General features: G+C 74.4%; 11 protein-coding genes. 8 read left to right on the forward strand and 3 right to left on the reverse strand.

Going from position 1 to position 15,442, the window contains the following annotated elements:
* Nucleotides 1–58: 58 nt before the first annotated feature.
* The 3 genes from ACE101_RS14365 to ACE101_RS14375 all read right to left on the reverse strand — a co-directional run bounded on the left by ACE101_RS14365 (nt 59) and on the right by ACE101_RS14375 (nt 6,699).
* The gene (locus ACE101_RS14365) at nt 59–3,229 is read right to left on the reverse strand and encodes an efflux RND transporter permease subunit (protein ID WP_379130521.1); all 3,171 of its coding nucleotides are present in this window, start codon (nt 3,227–3,229) and stop codon (nt 59–61) included.
* Nucleotides 3,230–3,424: 195 nt separating this feature from the next.
* On the reverse strand, nt 3,425–4,531 hold the full coding sequence (locus ACE101_RS14370; protein WP_379130524.1) for an efflux RND transporter periplasmic adaptor subunit: 1,107 nt from the start codon (nt 4,529–4,531) through the stop codon (nt 3,425–3,427).
* 116 nt (nt 4,532–4,647) lie between these two features.
* Complete coding sequence (locus ACE101_RS14375; RefSeq protein WP_379130526.1) at nt 4,648–6,699, reverse strand: methyl-accepting chemotaxis protein; 2,052 nt, start codon at nt 6,697–6,699, stop codon at nt 4,648–4,650.
* 252 nt (nt 6,700–6,951) lie between these two features.
* Between ACE101_RS14375 and atzF the strand changes: the two genes are divergently transcribed.
* The 8 genes from atzF (at nt 6,952) to ACE101_RS14415 (ending at nt 15,424) form a co-directional block, all read left to right on the forward strand.
* Nucleotides 6,952–8,748: an allophanate hydrolase gene (gene atzF, locus ACE101_RS14380; protein ID WP_379130528.1), complete on the forward strand. Its 1,797-nt coding sequence runs from the start codon at nt 6,952–6,954 to the stop codon at nt 8,746–8,748.
* A 72-nt stretch (nt 8,749–8,820) separates the two neighbouring features.
* Complete coding sequence (locus ACE101_RS14385) at nt 8,821–10,647, forward strand: DEAD/DEAH box helicase (RefSeq protein ID WP_379130530.1); 1,827 nt, start codon at nt 8,821–8,823, stop codon at nt 10,645–10,647.
* 76 nt (nt 10,648–10,723) lie between these two features.
* The gene (locus ACE101_RS14390) at nt 10,724–11,512 is read left to right on the forward strand and encodes a tellurite resistance TerB family protein (RefSeq protein WP_379130533.1); all 789 of its coding nucleotides are present in this window, start codon (nt 10,724–10,726) and stop codon (nt 11,510–11,512) included.
* 73 nt (nt 11,513–11,585) lie between these two features.
* Nucleotides 11,586–12,293 (forward strand): septum site-determining protein MinC, encoded by a 708-nt coding sequence (minC, locus tag ACE101_RS14395; protein WP_379130535.1) that lies wholly within the window; start codon nt 11,586–11,588, stop codon nt 12,291–12,293.
* 200 nt (nt 12,294–12,493) lie between these two features.
* The gene (gene minD / locus ACE101_RS14400) at nt 12,494–13,309 is read left to right on the forward strand and encodes a septum site-determining protein MinD (protein ID WP_379130538.1); all 816 of its coding nucleotides are present in this window, start codon (nt 12,494–12,496) and stop codon (nt 13,307–13,309) included.
* A complete protein-coding gene (minE, locus tag ACE101_RS14405; protein ID WP_379130541.1) occupies nt 13,306–13,590 on the forward strand; it encodes a cell division topological specificity factor MinE in 285 nt (94 codons plus the stop codon). Before minD ends, minE begins: the two co-directional genes overlap by 4 nt.
* 88 nt (nt 13,591–13,678) lie before the next feature.
* Nucleotides 13,679–14,500 (forward strand): SDR family NAD(P)-dependent oxidoreductase, encoded by an 822-nt coding sequence (locus ACE101_RS14410; protein ID WP_379130542.1) that lies wholly within the window; start codon nt 13,679–13,681, stop codon nt 14,498–14,500.
* 12 nt (nt 14,501–14,512) lie between these two features.
* Nucleotides 14,513–15,424 (forward strand): alpha/beta hydrolase, encoded by a 912-nt coding sequence (locus tag ACE101_RS14415; RefSeq protein ID WP_379130545.1) that lies wholly within the window; start codon nt 14,513–14,515, stop codon nt 15,422–15,424.
* Nucleotides 15,425–15,442: the final 18 nt, after the last annotated feature.

A 15,442-nucleotide genomic window follows, 5' to 3' on the forward strand; every position in this document is an offset into this window, starting at 1 on the left:
GCTCCGCGCGGAAGGCGCACCATAGGCGAGCCGCCGGCCTGCGGAAAGCCGGGCGGGCTCAGGGATGCTCCGTCGCCCCGAGCCGCGGCGGAGCGTCGTGGAGATCGCGGCTGCGATCCGGCCCGTCGAAGCGGCCGAGCCGCAGCGCCAGCATCGGCAGCACCAGGAGGTTGAGCGCCGTCGAGCTGACGAGGCCGCCGAGGATCACGATCGCCATCGGGCCCTCGATCTCGCGGCCGGGTTCGCCGGCGCCGAGCGCGAGCGGCAGCAGGCCGAGGCCGGTGACGAGGGAGGTCGCCAGGATCGGCACCAGCCGGTCCCCCGCCCCTTCGACCGCCGTCGCGACGCTCCAGACCCGGCCCTCCACCCGCACGAGATGCTCGTAATGCGAGATCATCATGATGGTGTTGCGCAGGCTGATGCCGAACAGGGTCACGAAGCCCACCATCGAGCCGAGCGACAGCACCCGGCCGGTGAGGAACACCGCCAGCACGCCGCCCATCACGGCGAAGGGCAGGTTGACCACCACCAGGGCGAGGTTGCGCCAATGCCCGGTCACCACGGCGAGGAGGAGCAGGATGCCGAGGCCCGCGAAGGCGGAGGAGACGAGGAGGTCGCGCCGCGAGCGCGCCTGCTCCTCGGCGCTGCCCGCGAAGGCCACGGTGGTGCCGGGCGGCAGGTCGACCTCGCGGGCGATCTTGCGGCGGGCGGTCTCCATGAAGGAGGCGATGTCCCGCCCGACCACGTTCGCCGTGACGGTCTGCACCCGCAGGGCCCCCTGGTGGAGCACCTGCAGGCGCCCGGGCGTCTCGTAGATGTCGGCGACCTGCCGCAGCAGCACGTGGGTGCCCCCGCGGGTGCGCAGCGGCAGATCCCCCAGGGTGGCGAGGCGTCCGCGCACGGAGGCGTCGAGGATCACGATCACGTTGAAGATCGCGTTGCCCTCGTAGCTCTGCCCCACCGTGTCGCCCTGGTAGGCGGTGCGCACCAGTTCCAGCACCTCGACCGCGTCGAGGCCCCAGTGGCGCAGATCCGCGGGCCGCAGCGACACGTTGATCTGCGGCAGGCCCGGCGGAGCCTGCTGCTGGATGTCGGCCGCCCCCCTCACCTCGCCCAGTTCCCGCGCCACGTCGCGGGCGGCGGTCTCCAGCCGCGCGAGGTCCGGTCCGAACAGGTTGATCACCACCGGGGCCGTGAAGCCCGACACGGTCTCCTCGATGCGCTCGGTGAGGAAGGTCTTGAGCGAGAAGGCGGCCCCGGAGAAATCCGCCATCAGCGCGCGGATGCGCGTCTCCACCGCCTCCTGCCCCTCCCCGCCGAGGGCGGGGTCGAGGTCGATATGCACCTCGCTGTAATGGGTTCCGGCGGTGTCCTGGCCGGCCTCGGCCCGCCCCACCTGCTGGGCCACCGCCCGCACCCCCGGGATCTCGCGCAGGGCGTTGGTGAGGTGGCGCCCCATCCGGATCGATTCCTGCAGCGAGGTGCCGGGCGCGGCGGCCATGTGCAGGATGAAATGCCCCTCCTTGAGGTCGGGCAGGAAGGTGCTGCCGAAGCTCGGCAGCAGCGCCGCCCCGCCCAGCGCCGCGATCACGGTCAGCCCGCCGACGAGGAGCGGCGCCCGCTCGACGCCCCGCAGGATCCGCTCGTAGCCCCGGCGCGACCAGCGCATCAGCGGCGGATCGTGCACGGGCGCATCGGCGCGGCCGGCGAGCAGCATCGTGGCCAGCGCCGGGGTGAGGGTCAGCGCCACCGCGAGGGAGGCCAGCACCGCCAGGATGTAGGCGAGCGCGAGGGGCCCGAACAGCCGCCCGGCGACGCCGGTGAGGCTCAGGACCGGGAGGAAGACGAGGAGCACCGCGAAGGTCGCGTAGGCGACCGAGGTGCGCACCTCCAGGATCGCGTCGAGCACCACCCGCGGCCCGGGCCGGCCCAGGCCGAGGCGGCGGTTCTCGCGCAGGCGGCGCACCACGTTCTCGACGCCGATCACCGCGTCGTCCACGACCTCGCCGATCGCGATGGCGAGCCCGCCGAGGGTCATGGTGTTGAGGGTCTCGCCGAAGGCCCGCAGCGCCAGCACGGCGGCGAGCAGCGAGAGCGGGATCGCGAGGCACGAGATGATGCAGGTGCGCCAGTCGGACAGGAACAGGTAGAGCACCACGACCACCAGGGCGCCGCCGAGCGCCAGCGCCTGGATGACGTTGCCGGTGGCGACCGCGATGAAGTTCGCGGGCCGGAACAGGTCGGCGCGCAGGCGGATGTCCTGCTGCTCCAGGCTCGGCCGCAGCTCGGCGAGGGCCTCCTCGACCCGGCGGGTCACGTCGAGGGTGTTGGCGCCGTATTGCGCGCCGATCATGAACAGGATGCCGGGCTCGCCGTCGACGAGGGCGGCGCCGATCGGCGGCTCGGGGGCCTCGACCACGGTGGCGACGTCGCCCAGCACCACGCTGGCCCCGCCCTCGTTCACCAGCACCGTGCGGGCGACCTGCTCGGGGGTCAGCGACTGCCCCTCCGTCTGGAGGGTGATGCGCTGGTTGGGCGTATCGACGAAACCCGCGCCGCGCACGCCGGTGGCGCGCCGGGCCGCCGCCAGCACGTCGTTGAGGCCGATATTGAAGCGGATCAAGTCCTTGGGCCGCACCTGGACCTGGAGCGAGCGCACGTCGCCGCCATAGACCGAGACCTGCGCGACGCCCGGCACCGCGAGGAGCCGCAGGCGCAGGGTCCAGTCGGCGACCGTGCGCAGCTCCGCCTGCGTGCGCGTCGGCGAGGTGATGCCGGCGAGGAGCACCGTGCTGCTCGACGAGGTGAGCGCCGTCATGGTGGGCGGACCCGCGCCCTGCGGCAGCTTGGCGGTGGCCGAAGCGAGGCGCTCGGTGACCAACTGGCGGTTGCGGAAGATGTCGCTCCCGGTCCGGAACACCGCCGTGATGACGGACAGGCCCTGGATCGAGGCGGAGCGCAGGCTCTCGATGCCCGGCAGGCCGTTGATCACCACCTCGACCGGCAGGGTGACGAGTTGCTCGACCTGCTCGGCGCTGAGGCCGGGGGCCTCCGTCTGCACCACCACCGAGGGCGGCGCGAATTCGGGGAAGACGTCGTAGCGCGCCTCCCCGAGCGCGATCAGCCCGTAGGCGAGGAGCGCGAGGGCGAGCGCCAGCACCACGCCGCGGAAGCGGATCGCCGCGCCGACGAGGAGGGCCTGGGGGCCGCCGGGAACCGGGTTGGTCATGGGTCATCCATCCCGGAAGCGCTGACGCTCCTCATGCCGGGTGGCGCGAAGCGCCCTCTGGCCGGCGCAACCGGCACGCACCCCCGGGCGCTCCGCCCGCACCGGAGAAGGAGCCCCGGGCTTCCAGAACCGGTTCGACCGCCGGACAGGGTTCATCATCGGGGAGGCGTGCGACACTCACGGGCCGACCGGGGCTCAATCGTCGTCGCCCGAGACGCGCAGCTGGCTCTTCATCTCCTCCGAGAGGAGGGCTTGCGCGCCGCGCAGGACGATCTCGGTCTCGTCGGGGAGACCCGCCACCACGAAGCTGTCGTCGGACATCGGCCCGCCGGTGTCGAGGGGATGGCGCGCGAAGGCGTCCGGCCCGACGCTCCGGTAGAACCACGCCCCGCCCTGCCAGTGCACGATCGCGTCCTCCGGCACCGCCACGCCCGAAACGGACTTCGCCGAGGGCACGAAGACGAGGCTGCTCATGCCCGGCAGGAAGCCGCTGTCGCCCGCCACCGTGTAGAAGTAGCTCAGGCCCTGGATGCGCTGGTCCGTGCGCGTCGCGGGCGAGACGTAGTCGAGAGGCACGCGGGCGCTCTGCGGCGGCAGCTCCGCATAGGCGGTCACGGGCGGCTGGCCCACGCTCTCGCCCGGCGGCAGGGTCACCTGGACCAGGAACCGGGCGCGCTCGATCAGACCGGTGACCAGGGCGGAGCGCTCGACGATGGCGCGGCCCAGCACCGGCCCCCATTCCTGCTGGGCGGTGGCGGCGAGCGTGCGCAGCTGCGACTCGGCGGCGGCCAGCGACGCATCGTCCGTGCGGAAGGTCCCCTCCGCGCTCTCGACCTGCACGGCGGTGGCGTAGGGCCCCAGCGCCTTGGCGCGCTGATAGGCGCTGCGCGACACTTCGAGCCGGGCCTGCGCGGTCATGAGCTGCGCCCGGGCGCTGGCGTAGGAATTGGTGAGGTCGGTGACCCGGGCGAGATCGAGCACCGCGCCGTAGGCCTGCCGCTCCTCGCGGTGCCGGGTCGAGCGGAGCGTGACCGTCTCGACGCCGATCTGACGCCGCTCGGCGGGGCCGAGCTTCACGATGCTGCGCCCCTCCTCGACCGCCGCGCGGCTCACCCGGGGCGGCGGCGGCTTGCCCGCGGGAGCGGCGGCGCGCAGGTGCTCGGGCAGGATCCAGGCGACCGCTCCGGCGACGGCACCGAGCACGGTGAGCGTGGCGAGGAGGCGAAGGACGCGACGCGGGCGGGACTCGGACACGGGCAGACGCCTGGACGGGAGCGGCTTCTCGTCCGGCCGAGCCCGCACACACCCGCATGCGCCGTTCGGCCGGCTTTGCCGCGAGGCTTACCACGCGGACGGCCGGGCGGATACGGCATCCGCCCGGCCGCCCCCGGGGGCCGGACGAAAGTCCGGATTCCGTCTCAGGCGGCCCGCACGGTGGCGAGGAAGCGGCCCACCTCCGCGGCGAGCCGGTCGGCCTGCCGCGAGAGATCCGAGGAGGAGGTGAGCACCTGGGCGGCCGCCGCCCCGGTCTCCTCCGCGGCCTCGGCGACGCCCGCGATGGTGCCGGTCACCTCGCCGGTGCCGACCGCGGCCTGGGCGAGCGTGCGCACGATCTCCCGGGTCGCCGCGCCCTGCTCCTCGACCGCGGCCGCGATCGAGCCCGACACCTGGCTCAGGCGGTCGATGACGCCGGAGATCCGGCCGATCGCGCCCACCGCCTCGCCGGTGGAGCCCTGGATGCGGTCGATCCGGGCGGTGATCTCGTCCGTGGCGCGGGCGGTCTGGGTGGCGAGGTCCTTGACCTCGGCGGCGACCACGGCGAAGCCGCGCCCCGCCTCCCCGGCCCGCGCCGCCTCGATCGTCGCGTTGAGCGCCAGAAGGTTCGTCTGCCCCGCAATGGTCGCGATCAGGGCCGCGACCTCGCCGATCTCGCTCGCGGCGCGGCTGAGATCCTCGACCACGCGCCCCGTCCGCTCGGCCTCGTCCACCGCGGTCCGGGCGAGTTCGGCCGAGCCGTGCGCCTGCCGGCCGATCTCGCTCACCGAGGCGTCGAGCTGCCCGGTCGCGGCCGAGACCGCGGTGACGGTGGAGGAGGCCAGCTGCGCCGCCGCCGAGACCGCGGCGGACTGGCTCGCCGTCTCGGTCGCGGTGCCGGCCATGGTGCGTGCCGCGCCCTGGAGGTCGCGGGCGGCCTCCGAGACCGCCTCCACGATGCGGCTCACCTGAGCCTCGAAGCCGTCCGCCACCGCGATCATCGCCGCGCGCTGGGACGCCGCCAGGGACCGGCCCATCGCCTCCTGCTCGGCACGGACGCGCCGCCGCTCGGCCACGCTGTCGCGGAAATCGACCGCCGCGGCGGCGATCGCGCGCAGCTCGGTCGGCCCGCCCGACGGGAGGCTCACCTCGCTCTCGCCCCGGCCGATGGCGGTGAGCGCGCCCGCGATCCCGACCAGAGGCCGGGCGATCGCCGCTCCGAGCCCGAGGGCGAGCAGAGCCGTGAGCGCGAAGGTCGCGATTCCCGCCGCGCTCCAGACCGCCAGGGCGCGGCCGGCCTCGGCCTTCGTCGCGCGGGCGGCCTCGACCAGCTCGCCGGTCAGGCGGTCCTCCACGCCCTTGAGCGCGTTGATCCGCGCCGTCGCGAGCCCGAACCAGCCCGGCGCGTCGCGGAAGGCCAGGGGCTCGCCCGGCAGCGTCTCGACGACGATCCGCCTCAGCCGGGCGACCTCCCGGGCGGCGGCGCCCGCCTGCGCGGCATCGAGGGAAGCGGCCTGCTCCGGCAGGGCCGAGAGCCGGAAGATCGACTCGTAGGTGGCTTGGTTGGCAGCGAGCACCGCCATGCGCTCGACGAGGCCGAGATCGGCACGGCCGGCGGCGAAGGCCAGGGCGGCGGTGGCGCGCTCGCGGCCCGCCTCCTCCTTGAGCGCGAGCAGCGCCGAATAGGCCGAGAGCCGCGCCGCGAGGGCCGGATGCGTGACCACCCGGGACATCGCCTGGATCACGCCCAGTCCCTGCGTGATGACGCCGCTATAGAAGCCGAAATTCTGCGTCGCGGTCGCGGAGAGCGCGTCGACGTCGCGGCGATGCCCGGCCAGCCGCTCCGCCACGGAGGCGAGGGCGTCGATGCGGCCCCGCACATCGCCGCCGAGATCCGGCAGCGCCGCCGTGACCGCCGTCAGGGCGGCGAGCGCCGCATCGGTCTTCCGACGCTGGTCGGTGAGTTCGGTGCGGAACTGCGTCCCCGTCGACCCGATGAGGAGATTCGACGCCCCGCGCTCGGTCTGCGCCTCGTGGATCACTCCGCTCATCGCAGCGGCGATGCCCACCAGGGTCTCGACCCGTTCCATCTCCTGCTGCCGGCCCCGATGCTCGTGCACCACGAGGCCGACAATGACGGCGAAGGCGAGACACGGAGCGAGTGCAACTAAGACGATCCGTGCGGCGACTGTATGAAAGACATTCCCGATCGACATCTCGGTTCGTTCCAAGCCCGCATACAGTCTCATGACAGGGCCTTAACAGCGAAATAATCGTGATCGGCATAATGTATGCTATCTGACTTTGGGCGAACGTTGCGCAGAATGCCCATTTCGGCGCCACTGAAATTGCGATTTTAGGTTGCAATCGGACCCGGCCCTGCCGGGGCGGCCGCCGATCGCGGTCCGTCTCTTGCCTGCGCCGGCTTGGCGGCGCGAGAACGGGCGCCCGGGAGAGAGCGAGCGAACATGCTGCCGGCGGTCTTCGATCTGACAGCCCTTCGGGCGCTCTACGCGTCCGGAACCTTCACCCCGCAGGATCTCGCCGCCGCCGTCGCGGACCGGATGGCCGGCGCCGATCCGGCGGTGTTCATCACGCCGGTGACCCCGGAGGCCCTGCGGTCGGCCGCGGCGGAGCTGATGGCGCGCGCACCGGAGCCCAACGCCCTGCCCCTCTGGGGCGTGCCCTTCGCGGTGAAGGACAACATCGACGTGGCGGGGCTGCCGACCACGGCCGCCTGCCCGGCCTTCACGCGCCGGCCGGAGGCGGATGCCGCCGTGGTGGCGCGCCTGAAGGCGGCCGGCGCCCTCGTGATCGGCAAGGCCAATCTCGACCAGTTCGCCACCGGGCTCAACGGCACCCGCTCGCCCTACGGCGCGCCGCGCAGCGTGTTCGACGCGGCCCATATCTCGGGCGGCTCCAGCTCCGGATCGGCGGTGGCGGTGGCGGCGGGCTTGGCCGCCTTCTCGCTCGGCACCGACACGGCCGGGTCCGGCCGGGTGCCGGCCGCCTTCAACAACCTCGTCGGGATCAAGCCGACCAGGGGTCTTCTCAGCACGGGCGGCCTCGTGCCGGCCTGCCGCAGCCTCGACTGCATCTCGGTCTTCGCGCTCACGGTCGGCGACGCGGCGGCGGTGCGGCGGATCGCCGAGGGGTTCGATCCGGCCGATCCCTATTCCCGCGTCCCAGCCCCGCGCCCGCTGCCGGCCGCGCCGCGGCTCGGCGTGCTCGCGGGGAGCGAGCGGGAATTCCATGGCGACCGGGAGACGGAGCGCCTCTACGATGCGGCCACGGCGCGGGCGGAGGCGCTCGGCTGCACCCTGGTGCCCTTCGACTACGCGCCGTTCCGGGAGGCGGCGAGCCTCCTCTACGACGGCCCCTGGGTGGCGGAGCGGCTCGCCGCCATCAAGGCCTTCGCAGGGACCCATGCGGACGCGATCGACCCGGCGGTGCGCCGCATCGTCGAATCCGCCCGGGCCTTCACGGCGGTCGACGCCTTCGAGGGGCAATACCGGCTCGCCGCCCTGCGCCGGCGAACGGAGGCGACCTGGGAGACGGTCGACGCGCTGCTGCTCCCAACCGCCCCGACCACCTACACGGTCGCGGCGATGCAGGCCGATCCGATCGAACTCAACAGCCGCCTCGGGCGCTACACGAACTTCGCGAACCTCCTCGATTGCTGCGCCATCGCGGTGCCCGCCGGCTTCCGCGCGGACGGGTTGCCGGCGGGCGTCACCCTCGTCGCCCGCGCCTTCCAGGACGAGGCCCTGGCGCCGCTCGCCGACGCGCTCCACCGTGCGGCGGAGAGCGGGCTCGGCCGCGCGCGCGGCGCGGCGCTGCCCGAGGACAGCCGGGTCCCGCCCGCGGCCGAGGAGCGGCTGCCGGTCGTCGTCGTGGGCGCGCATCTCTCGGGCATGCCGCTCAACCGGGACCTGACGGCGCTCGGCGGGCGGCTGGTGCGGGCGGCGCGCACCGCGCCCGATTACCGGCTCTACGCCCTGCCGGGCACCGCGCCGCGCAAGCCCGGCCTCGTGCGCCAGCCCGGTTTCGCGGGGCCGGGCCTCGCGGTCGAAGTCTGGTCCCTCGATCCCGCCGCCTTCGGACGCTTCGCCGCCGCGATCCCCGCCCCGCTCGGCCTCGGCCGGATCACCCTGGAGGACGGCAGCGCGGTGCCGGGCTTCCTGTGCGAGGCGCACGCGGTCGCGGCGGCCGAGGAGGTCACCGGGTTCGGCGGCTGGCGGGCCTACATCGCCGCGCTCGGCTGATCGCCGGGCCTGGGATTCACAAGCGCCGCCGTCTCGGCCATCCTGGCCGGAAATGAGTCGCCGTCCCGCGCCGTGAGCGCCTCCACCCGCCCCCTGCGCAGCCACCAGCGCAGCCTCGCCGAACTCGTCGCCGCCCTTGCCCGCGGGGAGGCCGCGGAGGTGACCGACATCCTCGCGGCGGTCACGCCCGGGGGCGGCAAGTCTCTCCTGCCGGTCATCGCCGCCGCACGGCTGATCGGTGCGGGCGTGGTGGAGCGCGTGGTCTGGGTGGTGCCGCGGGATTCCCTGCGCCTCCAGGCCGAGGAGGCCTTCGCCGATCCGGCGTGGCGCCACGCCCTCTCGCACGCCCTCTCGGTGCGGGCCGCCGACAACACGCCCGACCCCGCCCGGGGGCTCGCCGGCTACGTCACCACCTACCAGGCGGTCGCCGCCGCCCCGGCGCTCCACCTCGCCGAGATGAAGCGGCACCGCACGCTCCTCGTCGTCGACGAGGTGCACCACCTGCCCGCCCTCGACGCGGGGGCGCCGGAGGGCGAGGCCGCCTCCTGGAGCCGGGCGCTGCTGCCCCTGTTCCGGCAAGCGAGCCTGCGCCTCTTCCTCTCCGGCACCCTGGAGCGGGCGGACGGGCGGCGCATCCTCGGGCTGCCCTATCGCGAGGGCGAGCGCGCGGCTCTGCCCGACATCGCGGCGCCCGGCTGGGCGGTGATCGGCTATTCGCGGGCGCAGGCCCTCGCCGAGCGGGCGGTGCTGCCGGTGAATTTCGGCGCCCTCGACGGCGAGGCGAGCTGGCTCGAAGGCGGCCGTACCGAGGGCGAGGCGCGGGTCGGACCGCACCGGCTCTCGGGCCCGGCCCCGAGCGCGACGACGCGTCCGGCCCTGTTCACCGCCCTGCGCACGGGCTTCGCCCGCGACCTCCTGCACGAGGCCTTCCTCGCCACGCGGCGCCTGCGTGCGGCCCGCCGCGCCGCCCGGGGGCTCGGCCCCGCCGAGCCGGCCCGCGGCCTTGGCAAGCTCCTCGTCGTCGCCCCCGATCAGGCGCGGGCGCAGGCCTATCTCGCCATGCTGCGCGGCTGGATGCCGCCCGAGCAGGGCGCCCGGGACGTGCGGCTCGCCGTCTCCTCGGAGCCCGACGCGCACGGGGCGCTCGCGGCCTTCCGCCTGACGCCCGAGCCCGCGGTGCTGGTCACGGTGGCGATGGCCTACGAGGGCCTCGACGCCCCCGAGGTCGCGGTGGTGGCCGCCCTCACCCACATCCGCAGCCGCCCCTGGCTGGAGCAGATGATCGCCCGCGCCACGCGGATCGACCCGCATGCGGGCGATTACGCGGCGCAGCACGCGCTGGTCTTCCACCCGGACGACCCGCTCTTCGCCCGCTTCCGCGCGCGGATCGAGGACGAGCAGGAGACGGCCTTGCGGCAGAGGCGGCGGGAGCGGCCCGCCGCCGCCCGGGACCCCCGCCCGCTGCCGCAGACCGACGACGGCATCGTGCCGCTGGAGAGCAACGCGCTCGGCCTGCGCTACGCCCTGCTGCGGCCGGGGCCGTCGCTCGCCCTCGTCCGGCCCGAGGCGGCGGACCCGCCGCCGCTGCCGCCCTCCGCCGCCGAGCGGCAGCTGCGCGCGCGCGTCGCCGCCATGGTCACCGCGCAGGCGGTGGAGGACGAGGCGGAGCTGCGGGTGCCCCATGGCGGCCGGCTCGCCCACCGCTACAACGCCGTCCTCAAGCGCCTCTTCGGCAACAAGGCCCGGGCGGCCATGACCGCGGCGGAACTCGAAGCGGCGCTCGCGTGGCTCGAACGCAACCGGCTCCAGGACCATCTCCATCTCCTCGACGGGGATGCGCGCTACGCCTGGAGCGCCCGCCGCCGCTGGGCCGGCGAGCGCCGCGCCGCCGGAGGCTGAACCGGAGCCCTTGTCCGGCAGGACCGCGATCCCAGCTTTGAGGTCCCACAGGGTCTCTACCGGAGCCGCCATCGCCATGCTCGACGCCAAGCGCCTCCTCGACCAGTTCCTCGGCGGCCAGGGCCGGGGCGGCTACGGGCAGCCGCCCCAGGCCGCGCCATCGCCCCGGGCCGCGCCCTCGCCGCTGGACCAGATCGCCCGCTCCCTCGGCGGCCAGGGCTCCAAGGTGGCGGTGCTCGGCAGCCTCGCCGCCCTGGTGCTCGGCTCCCGCAAGGGCCATCGCGCGAGCGGCGCGCCCTTCGGCCAGGCCGGGCGGATCGGCGGCCTCGCGATGGTGGCCTCCCTCGCCTACCAGGCCTATCAGCACTGGCAGGCGGGCCGTCCGCCGGCCGGATCCGCCCCCGCCGCAGCGCCCCGCCGCTCCGGCTCCTTCCTGCCCTCGGCGGAGGAGGCGGCGGCGATGCTGCGCGGCACGGCCTTCCAGCCGGCCTCCGCGCTGGACGAGCAGGTGCTCGCCCGCTCCCTCCTCACCGCGATGATCAGCGCCGCGAAGGCCGACGGGCATATCGACGGGCAGGAGCAGGCGCGGATCTTCGGCGAGATGGACCGCCACGCCCTCGACGCGGACGACAAGGCCTTCCTGATGGACGTGCTGCGCGCCCCCCTCGACATCGACGCCGTGGCCCGGCTCGCCCGCTCGCCCGAGGAGGCGGCCGAGATCTACGCGGCCTCGCTGATGGCCATCGACGTCGACAGCGCGCCGGAGCGGGCCTATCTCGACGACCTCGCCCGGCGCCTGCGCCTCGATCCCGGCCTCGTCCGGCACATCGAGGAGACGGTCACGCGTGCCGTTAGGGAAATATGAACGGGACGGGGGCCCGTTAACGGTTCGCTAACCACCTGGGGCGCTCAATGCCCGGGTAACGAATCGTAAACCCGTGTCCAGTCCCAGCTCCGCCCGACCCCCGATCCGCTTCCGCGGCCGCTCCTTCCTGGCCGTGGTGCTCGCCCCCGAGGCGCCTGTCGAGGACTGGCTCTCAGACCTCGACGCCCTGGTCCGCCGCTCGCCGGCCTTCTTCGCCGGACGGGCCGTCATCCTCGACGTGTCGGCGCTCGCGCCCTCGCGCGAGATGCTGCTGGCGCTCGTGGCGGAACTCGCCGCGCGCGACATCCCCATCATGGGGCTCGAAGGCGCCGGCGCCGCCGGCCTCGGCACGGGCCTGCCGCCGCCCCTCAGCGGCGGCCGGGCGGGCGGCGAGATCGCGGCGCCGGACCAGCCGCCGGCGGCCGCCCCGGTCCAGGAACGGCCGACCACGGTCGGATCGCTGGTGCTCGACACCCCGGTGCGCTCCGGACAGACGATCCTGTTCCCGGAGGGCGACGTGACGGTGATGGGCTCGGTGGCCTCCGGCGCCGAGGTGATCGCCGGGGGCTCGATCCACGTCTACGGGGCCCTGCGCGGACGGGCCATCGCGGGCGCGGCGGGCAACGCCAATGCGCGGATCGTCAGCAGCCGGTTCGAGCCGGAATTGCTGGCCATCGACGGACTGTACCGCATCGCGGACGACATCGACCCGGCCCTGCGCGGCAAGCCCGTGCATGTCCGCCTCGAAGGAGACGCGATGCGGATGCGGGTTCTGGAGTGATCCGGTCTCCGCGCGATCGAAGCGGAAGCCCTGCGGCTGGCCTGCGCGGCGCAGAGCCCGGCTCCGCGCGGGCCTGAGCGAAGCCCGAATCCGCCATCCCGAAGGGATCGGCCGGGTTTGGTATTGACCGGCCCGCAACGGGCCGGTCGCGAGCAAGAGGGCGGCCATCCCGGACCGCCCCAACGAGAACGAGGTATCGGATGGCAAAGGTCGTTGTCGTGACATCGGGCAAGGGTGGCGTGGGCAAGACCACGACCACCGCCGCCCTCGGAGCCGCCCTCGCCCAGGGTGGCGCGAGCGCCTGCGTCGTCGACTTCGACGTCGGCCTGCGCAACCTCGACCTCGTGATGGGGGCCGAGCGCCGCGTCGTCTACGACCTCATCAACGTCGTCCAGGGCGACGCCAAGCTCGCCCAGGCCCTCATCCGCGACAAGCGCGTCGACACCCTCTCCATCCTCCCCGCCTCCCAGACCCGCGACAAGGACGCCCTCACCGACGAGGGCGTCGCCCGCGTCATCGGCGAGCTGCGCGAGCGCTTCGACTGGGTGATCTGCGACAGCCCCGCCGGCATCGAGCGCGGCGCCACGCTGGCCATGCGCCACGCCGACGTCGCCGTGGTGGTCACCAACCCGGAGGTCTCCTCCGTGCGCGACTCCGACCGCATCATCGGGCTGCTCGACGCCAAGACGGCGCGGGCGGAGGCCGGCGAGAGCCTGGAGAAGCACCTGATCCTGACCCGCTACGACCCCTCGCGGGCGGACCGGGGCGAGATGCTCAAGCTCGAGGACGTGCTGGAGATCCTGTCGATCCCGCTGCTGGCGGTGGTGCCGGAGAGCGAGGAGGTGCTGAAGGCCTCCAACGTCGGCAGCCCGGTGACGCTGAACAACCCGGCGAGCGCACCGGCGCGGGCCTATGCGGATGCGGCGCGCCGGCTCAAGGGCGAGAGCGTGGCGATGACCATCCCGACCGAGCGCAAGTCCTTCCTCAACCGCCTCCTCTCCCGGAGGGCCGCATGAATCTCATCCCCTTCTTCTCCCGTCGCGGCACCGCCCCGGTGGCCCGCGAGCGCCTGCAGATCCTCCTGGCCCACGAACGGGCCACCTCCGGCCGCAGCGACCTCGCGGCGGTGCTGCGCGAGGAGATCCTCGCGGTGATCGCCAAGCACGTGGCGATCGACGGCGACAAGGTGAAGGTCTCGATGGAGCGCGGCCAAGCCGTCTCGCTCCTGGAGATCGACGTCGAGTTGCCGGCGCTCTCCCCCGCCGCGAGCGAGGAGCCGGTCCGCAAGCGGGCCTGACGCCCGGACCTTGCGGCTCCGCTTGCATCCGCGCGGCCGTTCGGGCGATGAACCTGGGCGAGCCCCGCGGGGCGCCGGAGCGGGACTGGTGGCCGGACGGTTCGAGCTGCGCGACAGGACGGCGCTGATCACCGGCGCCGCGAGCGGGATCGGGGCGGCCCTGGCCGCGGCGATCGCCGCCCGGGGCGCCCGCCTCGCCCTGGTCGATCGGGACGCGGACGGCCTGGAACGCGTCGCGGCCGGCCTCGCCGGCCAGGCGCAGGCCGTCAGCACGCACGCCCTCGACCTGCTCGACGCGGAGGGGATCGCGGCCCTGCCGGACGCGGTGCTCGCGCGGCACGGCGGCCTCGACCTCCTCGTCAACAATGCCGGCGTCGCCCTCGCCGGCCGCTTCGAGGACCTGTCCCTCGCCGATTTCGACTGGGTGATGGACATCAACTTCCGCGCCGCGGTGCGGATGACCCACGCCTTCCTGCCGGCCCTGCGGCGCCGGCCCACGGCGCAGATCGTCAACCTGTCGAGCCTCTACGGCATCGTCGCGCCCGCCGGGCAGACGGCCTACGCGGCGAGCAAGTTCGCCCTGCGCGGCTTCTCCGAGGCCCTCCGCCACGAATATGCGGGCACGGGCCTGCACGTGATGGTGGTGCATCCGGGCGGCGTCGCCACGGCCATCGCGCGCAATTCCCGCACCGGCGCGGGCGTCGATCCGGCCGAAGCGGCGCGCGGGCGCGAGGCCTTCCAGCGCCACCTGAAGCTGCCCCCCGCCGCCGCCGCGGCCCTGATCCTGCGCGGCATCGAGCGCCGGGCCCCCCGCCTCATCGTCGGCGCGGATGCCAGGCAGGTCGCAACCCTGCAATGGCTGATGCCGGTCCGCTACTGGGCGGTGATCCGCCGGGCTTTGGGCGAGTAGGAGATCCGCCGAGTGGCCTCGTTGCGCGCGCATGTCTTCGCCTGGATCGTCCGCCGGCAGGTCAAGCCGCGGCTCGCCCGCGCCGCCGACATCCGCGAGGTGCGCCGCGTCTTCGACGCCGCCGCCTTTCTGGATCCGCCCGGCATCGTCTTCCGCTCCGGCACGATGGGCGGCATCGCGGGGGAATGGGCGGAGCGCCGCGACCTCGGCGCCGACGCCCCGCGGCTCCTCTACCTGCATGGCGGCGGCTTCATCGCCTGCTCGGCCCGCACCCACCGTCCGCTCATCGGCGGCCTCGCGGGGCGCGGCTTCCGGATCTTCACGCCCGATTACCGCCTCGCGCCCGAGCATCCCTATCCGGCGGCCCTCGACGACGCCCACGCGGCCTGGACGGCCTTCGCGGCCGAGGGGCCGGCCGTCCTCGCGGGCGAATCGGCCGGCGGCAACCTGAGCCTCGCCCTGATGCTGCGCCTGAAGCGCGAGGGCGGCCAGCTCCCGGCCGCCGCGGCGGTGTTCTCGCCCGCCACCGACATGGCGGGCGAGGGCCCCTCCATGCGGGAGAATGCGGGGCGCGACGCCATGTTCTCGCCGGAGAGCTTCGCGCCGATCCGCGAGGCCTACCTCGCCGGGCACGATCCGGCCGACCCGCTGGTCTCGCCCCTCAACGGCGACCTTGCCGGCCTGCCGCCGCTCCTGATCCATGTGGGCGAGCGCGAGCTGCTGCGCGACGACGCGGTGCGTCTCGCCGCCAAGGCCGAGGCGGCGGGCGTGACCGTGGCCCTCACCGTCTGGCCGGTGGTGCCGCATGCGTGGCAGTTCGCGTCCTCGTTCCTGCCGGAGGCGCGCCGCTCCCTCGGCGAGGCGAGCGGGTTCCTGAAGGCGCATCTGGCGGCTCGGCGCGGAACGATGCCGGCCGCGCATTGACTTTGCGCGCCGCTCCCT

This window comes from Methylobacterium carpenticola (genome assembly GCF_042748905.1).
GTDB lineage: Bacteria > Pseudomonadota > Alphaproteobacteria > Rhizobiales > Beijerinckiaceae > Methylobacterium > Methylobacterium carpenticola.

Excerpts from the sequence above, each read along its gene's own strand:
- ACE101_RS14365 (WP_379130521.1), bottom strand. The coding sequence starts at position 3,229 with ATGACCAACCCGGTTCCCGGCGGCCCCCAGGCCCTCCTCGTCGGCGCG.
- ACE101_RS14375 (WP_379130526.1), bottom strand. The coding sequence starts at position 6,699 with ATGTCGATCGGGAATGTCTTTCATACAGTCGCCGCACGGATCGTCTTA.
- atzF (WP_379130528.1), top strand. The coding sequence starts at position 6,952 with ATGCTGCCGGCGGTCTTCGATCTGACAGCCCTTCGGGCGCTCTACGCG.
- ACE101_RS14390 (WP_379130533.1), top strand. The coding sequence starts at position 10,724 with ATGCTCGACGCCAAGCGCCTCCTCGACCAGTTCCTCGGCGGCCAGGGC.
- minD (WP_379130538.1), top strand. The coding sequence starts at position 12,494 with ATGGCAAAGGTCGTTGTCGTGACATCGGGCAAGGGTGGCGTGGGCAAG.
- minE (WP_379130541.1), top strand. The coding sequence starts at position 13,306 with ATGAATCTCATCCCCTTCTTCTCCCGTCGCGGCACCGCCCCGGTGGCC.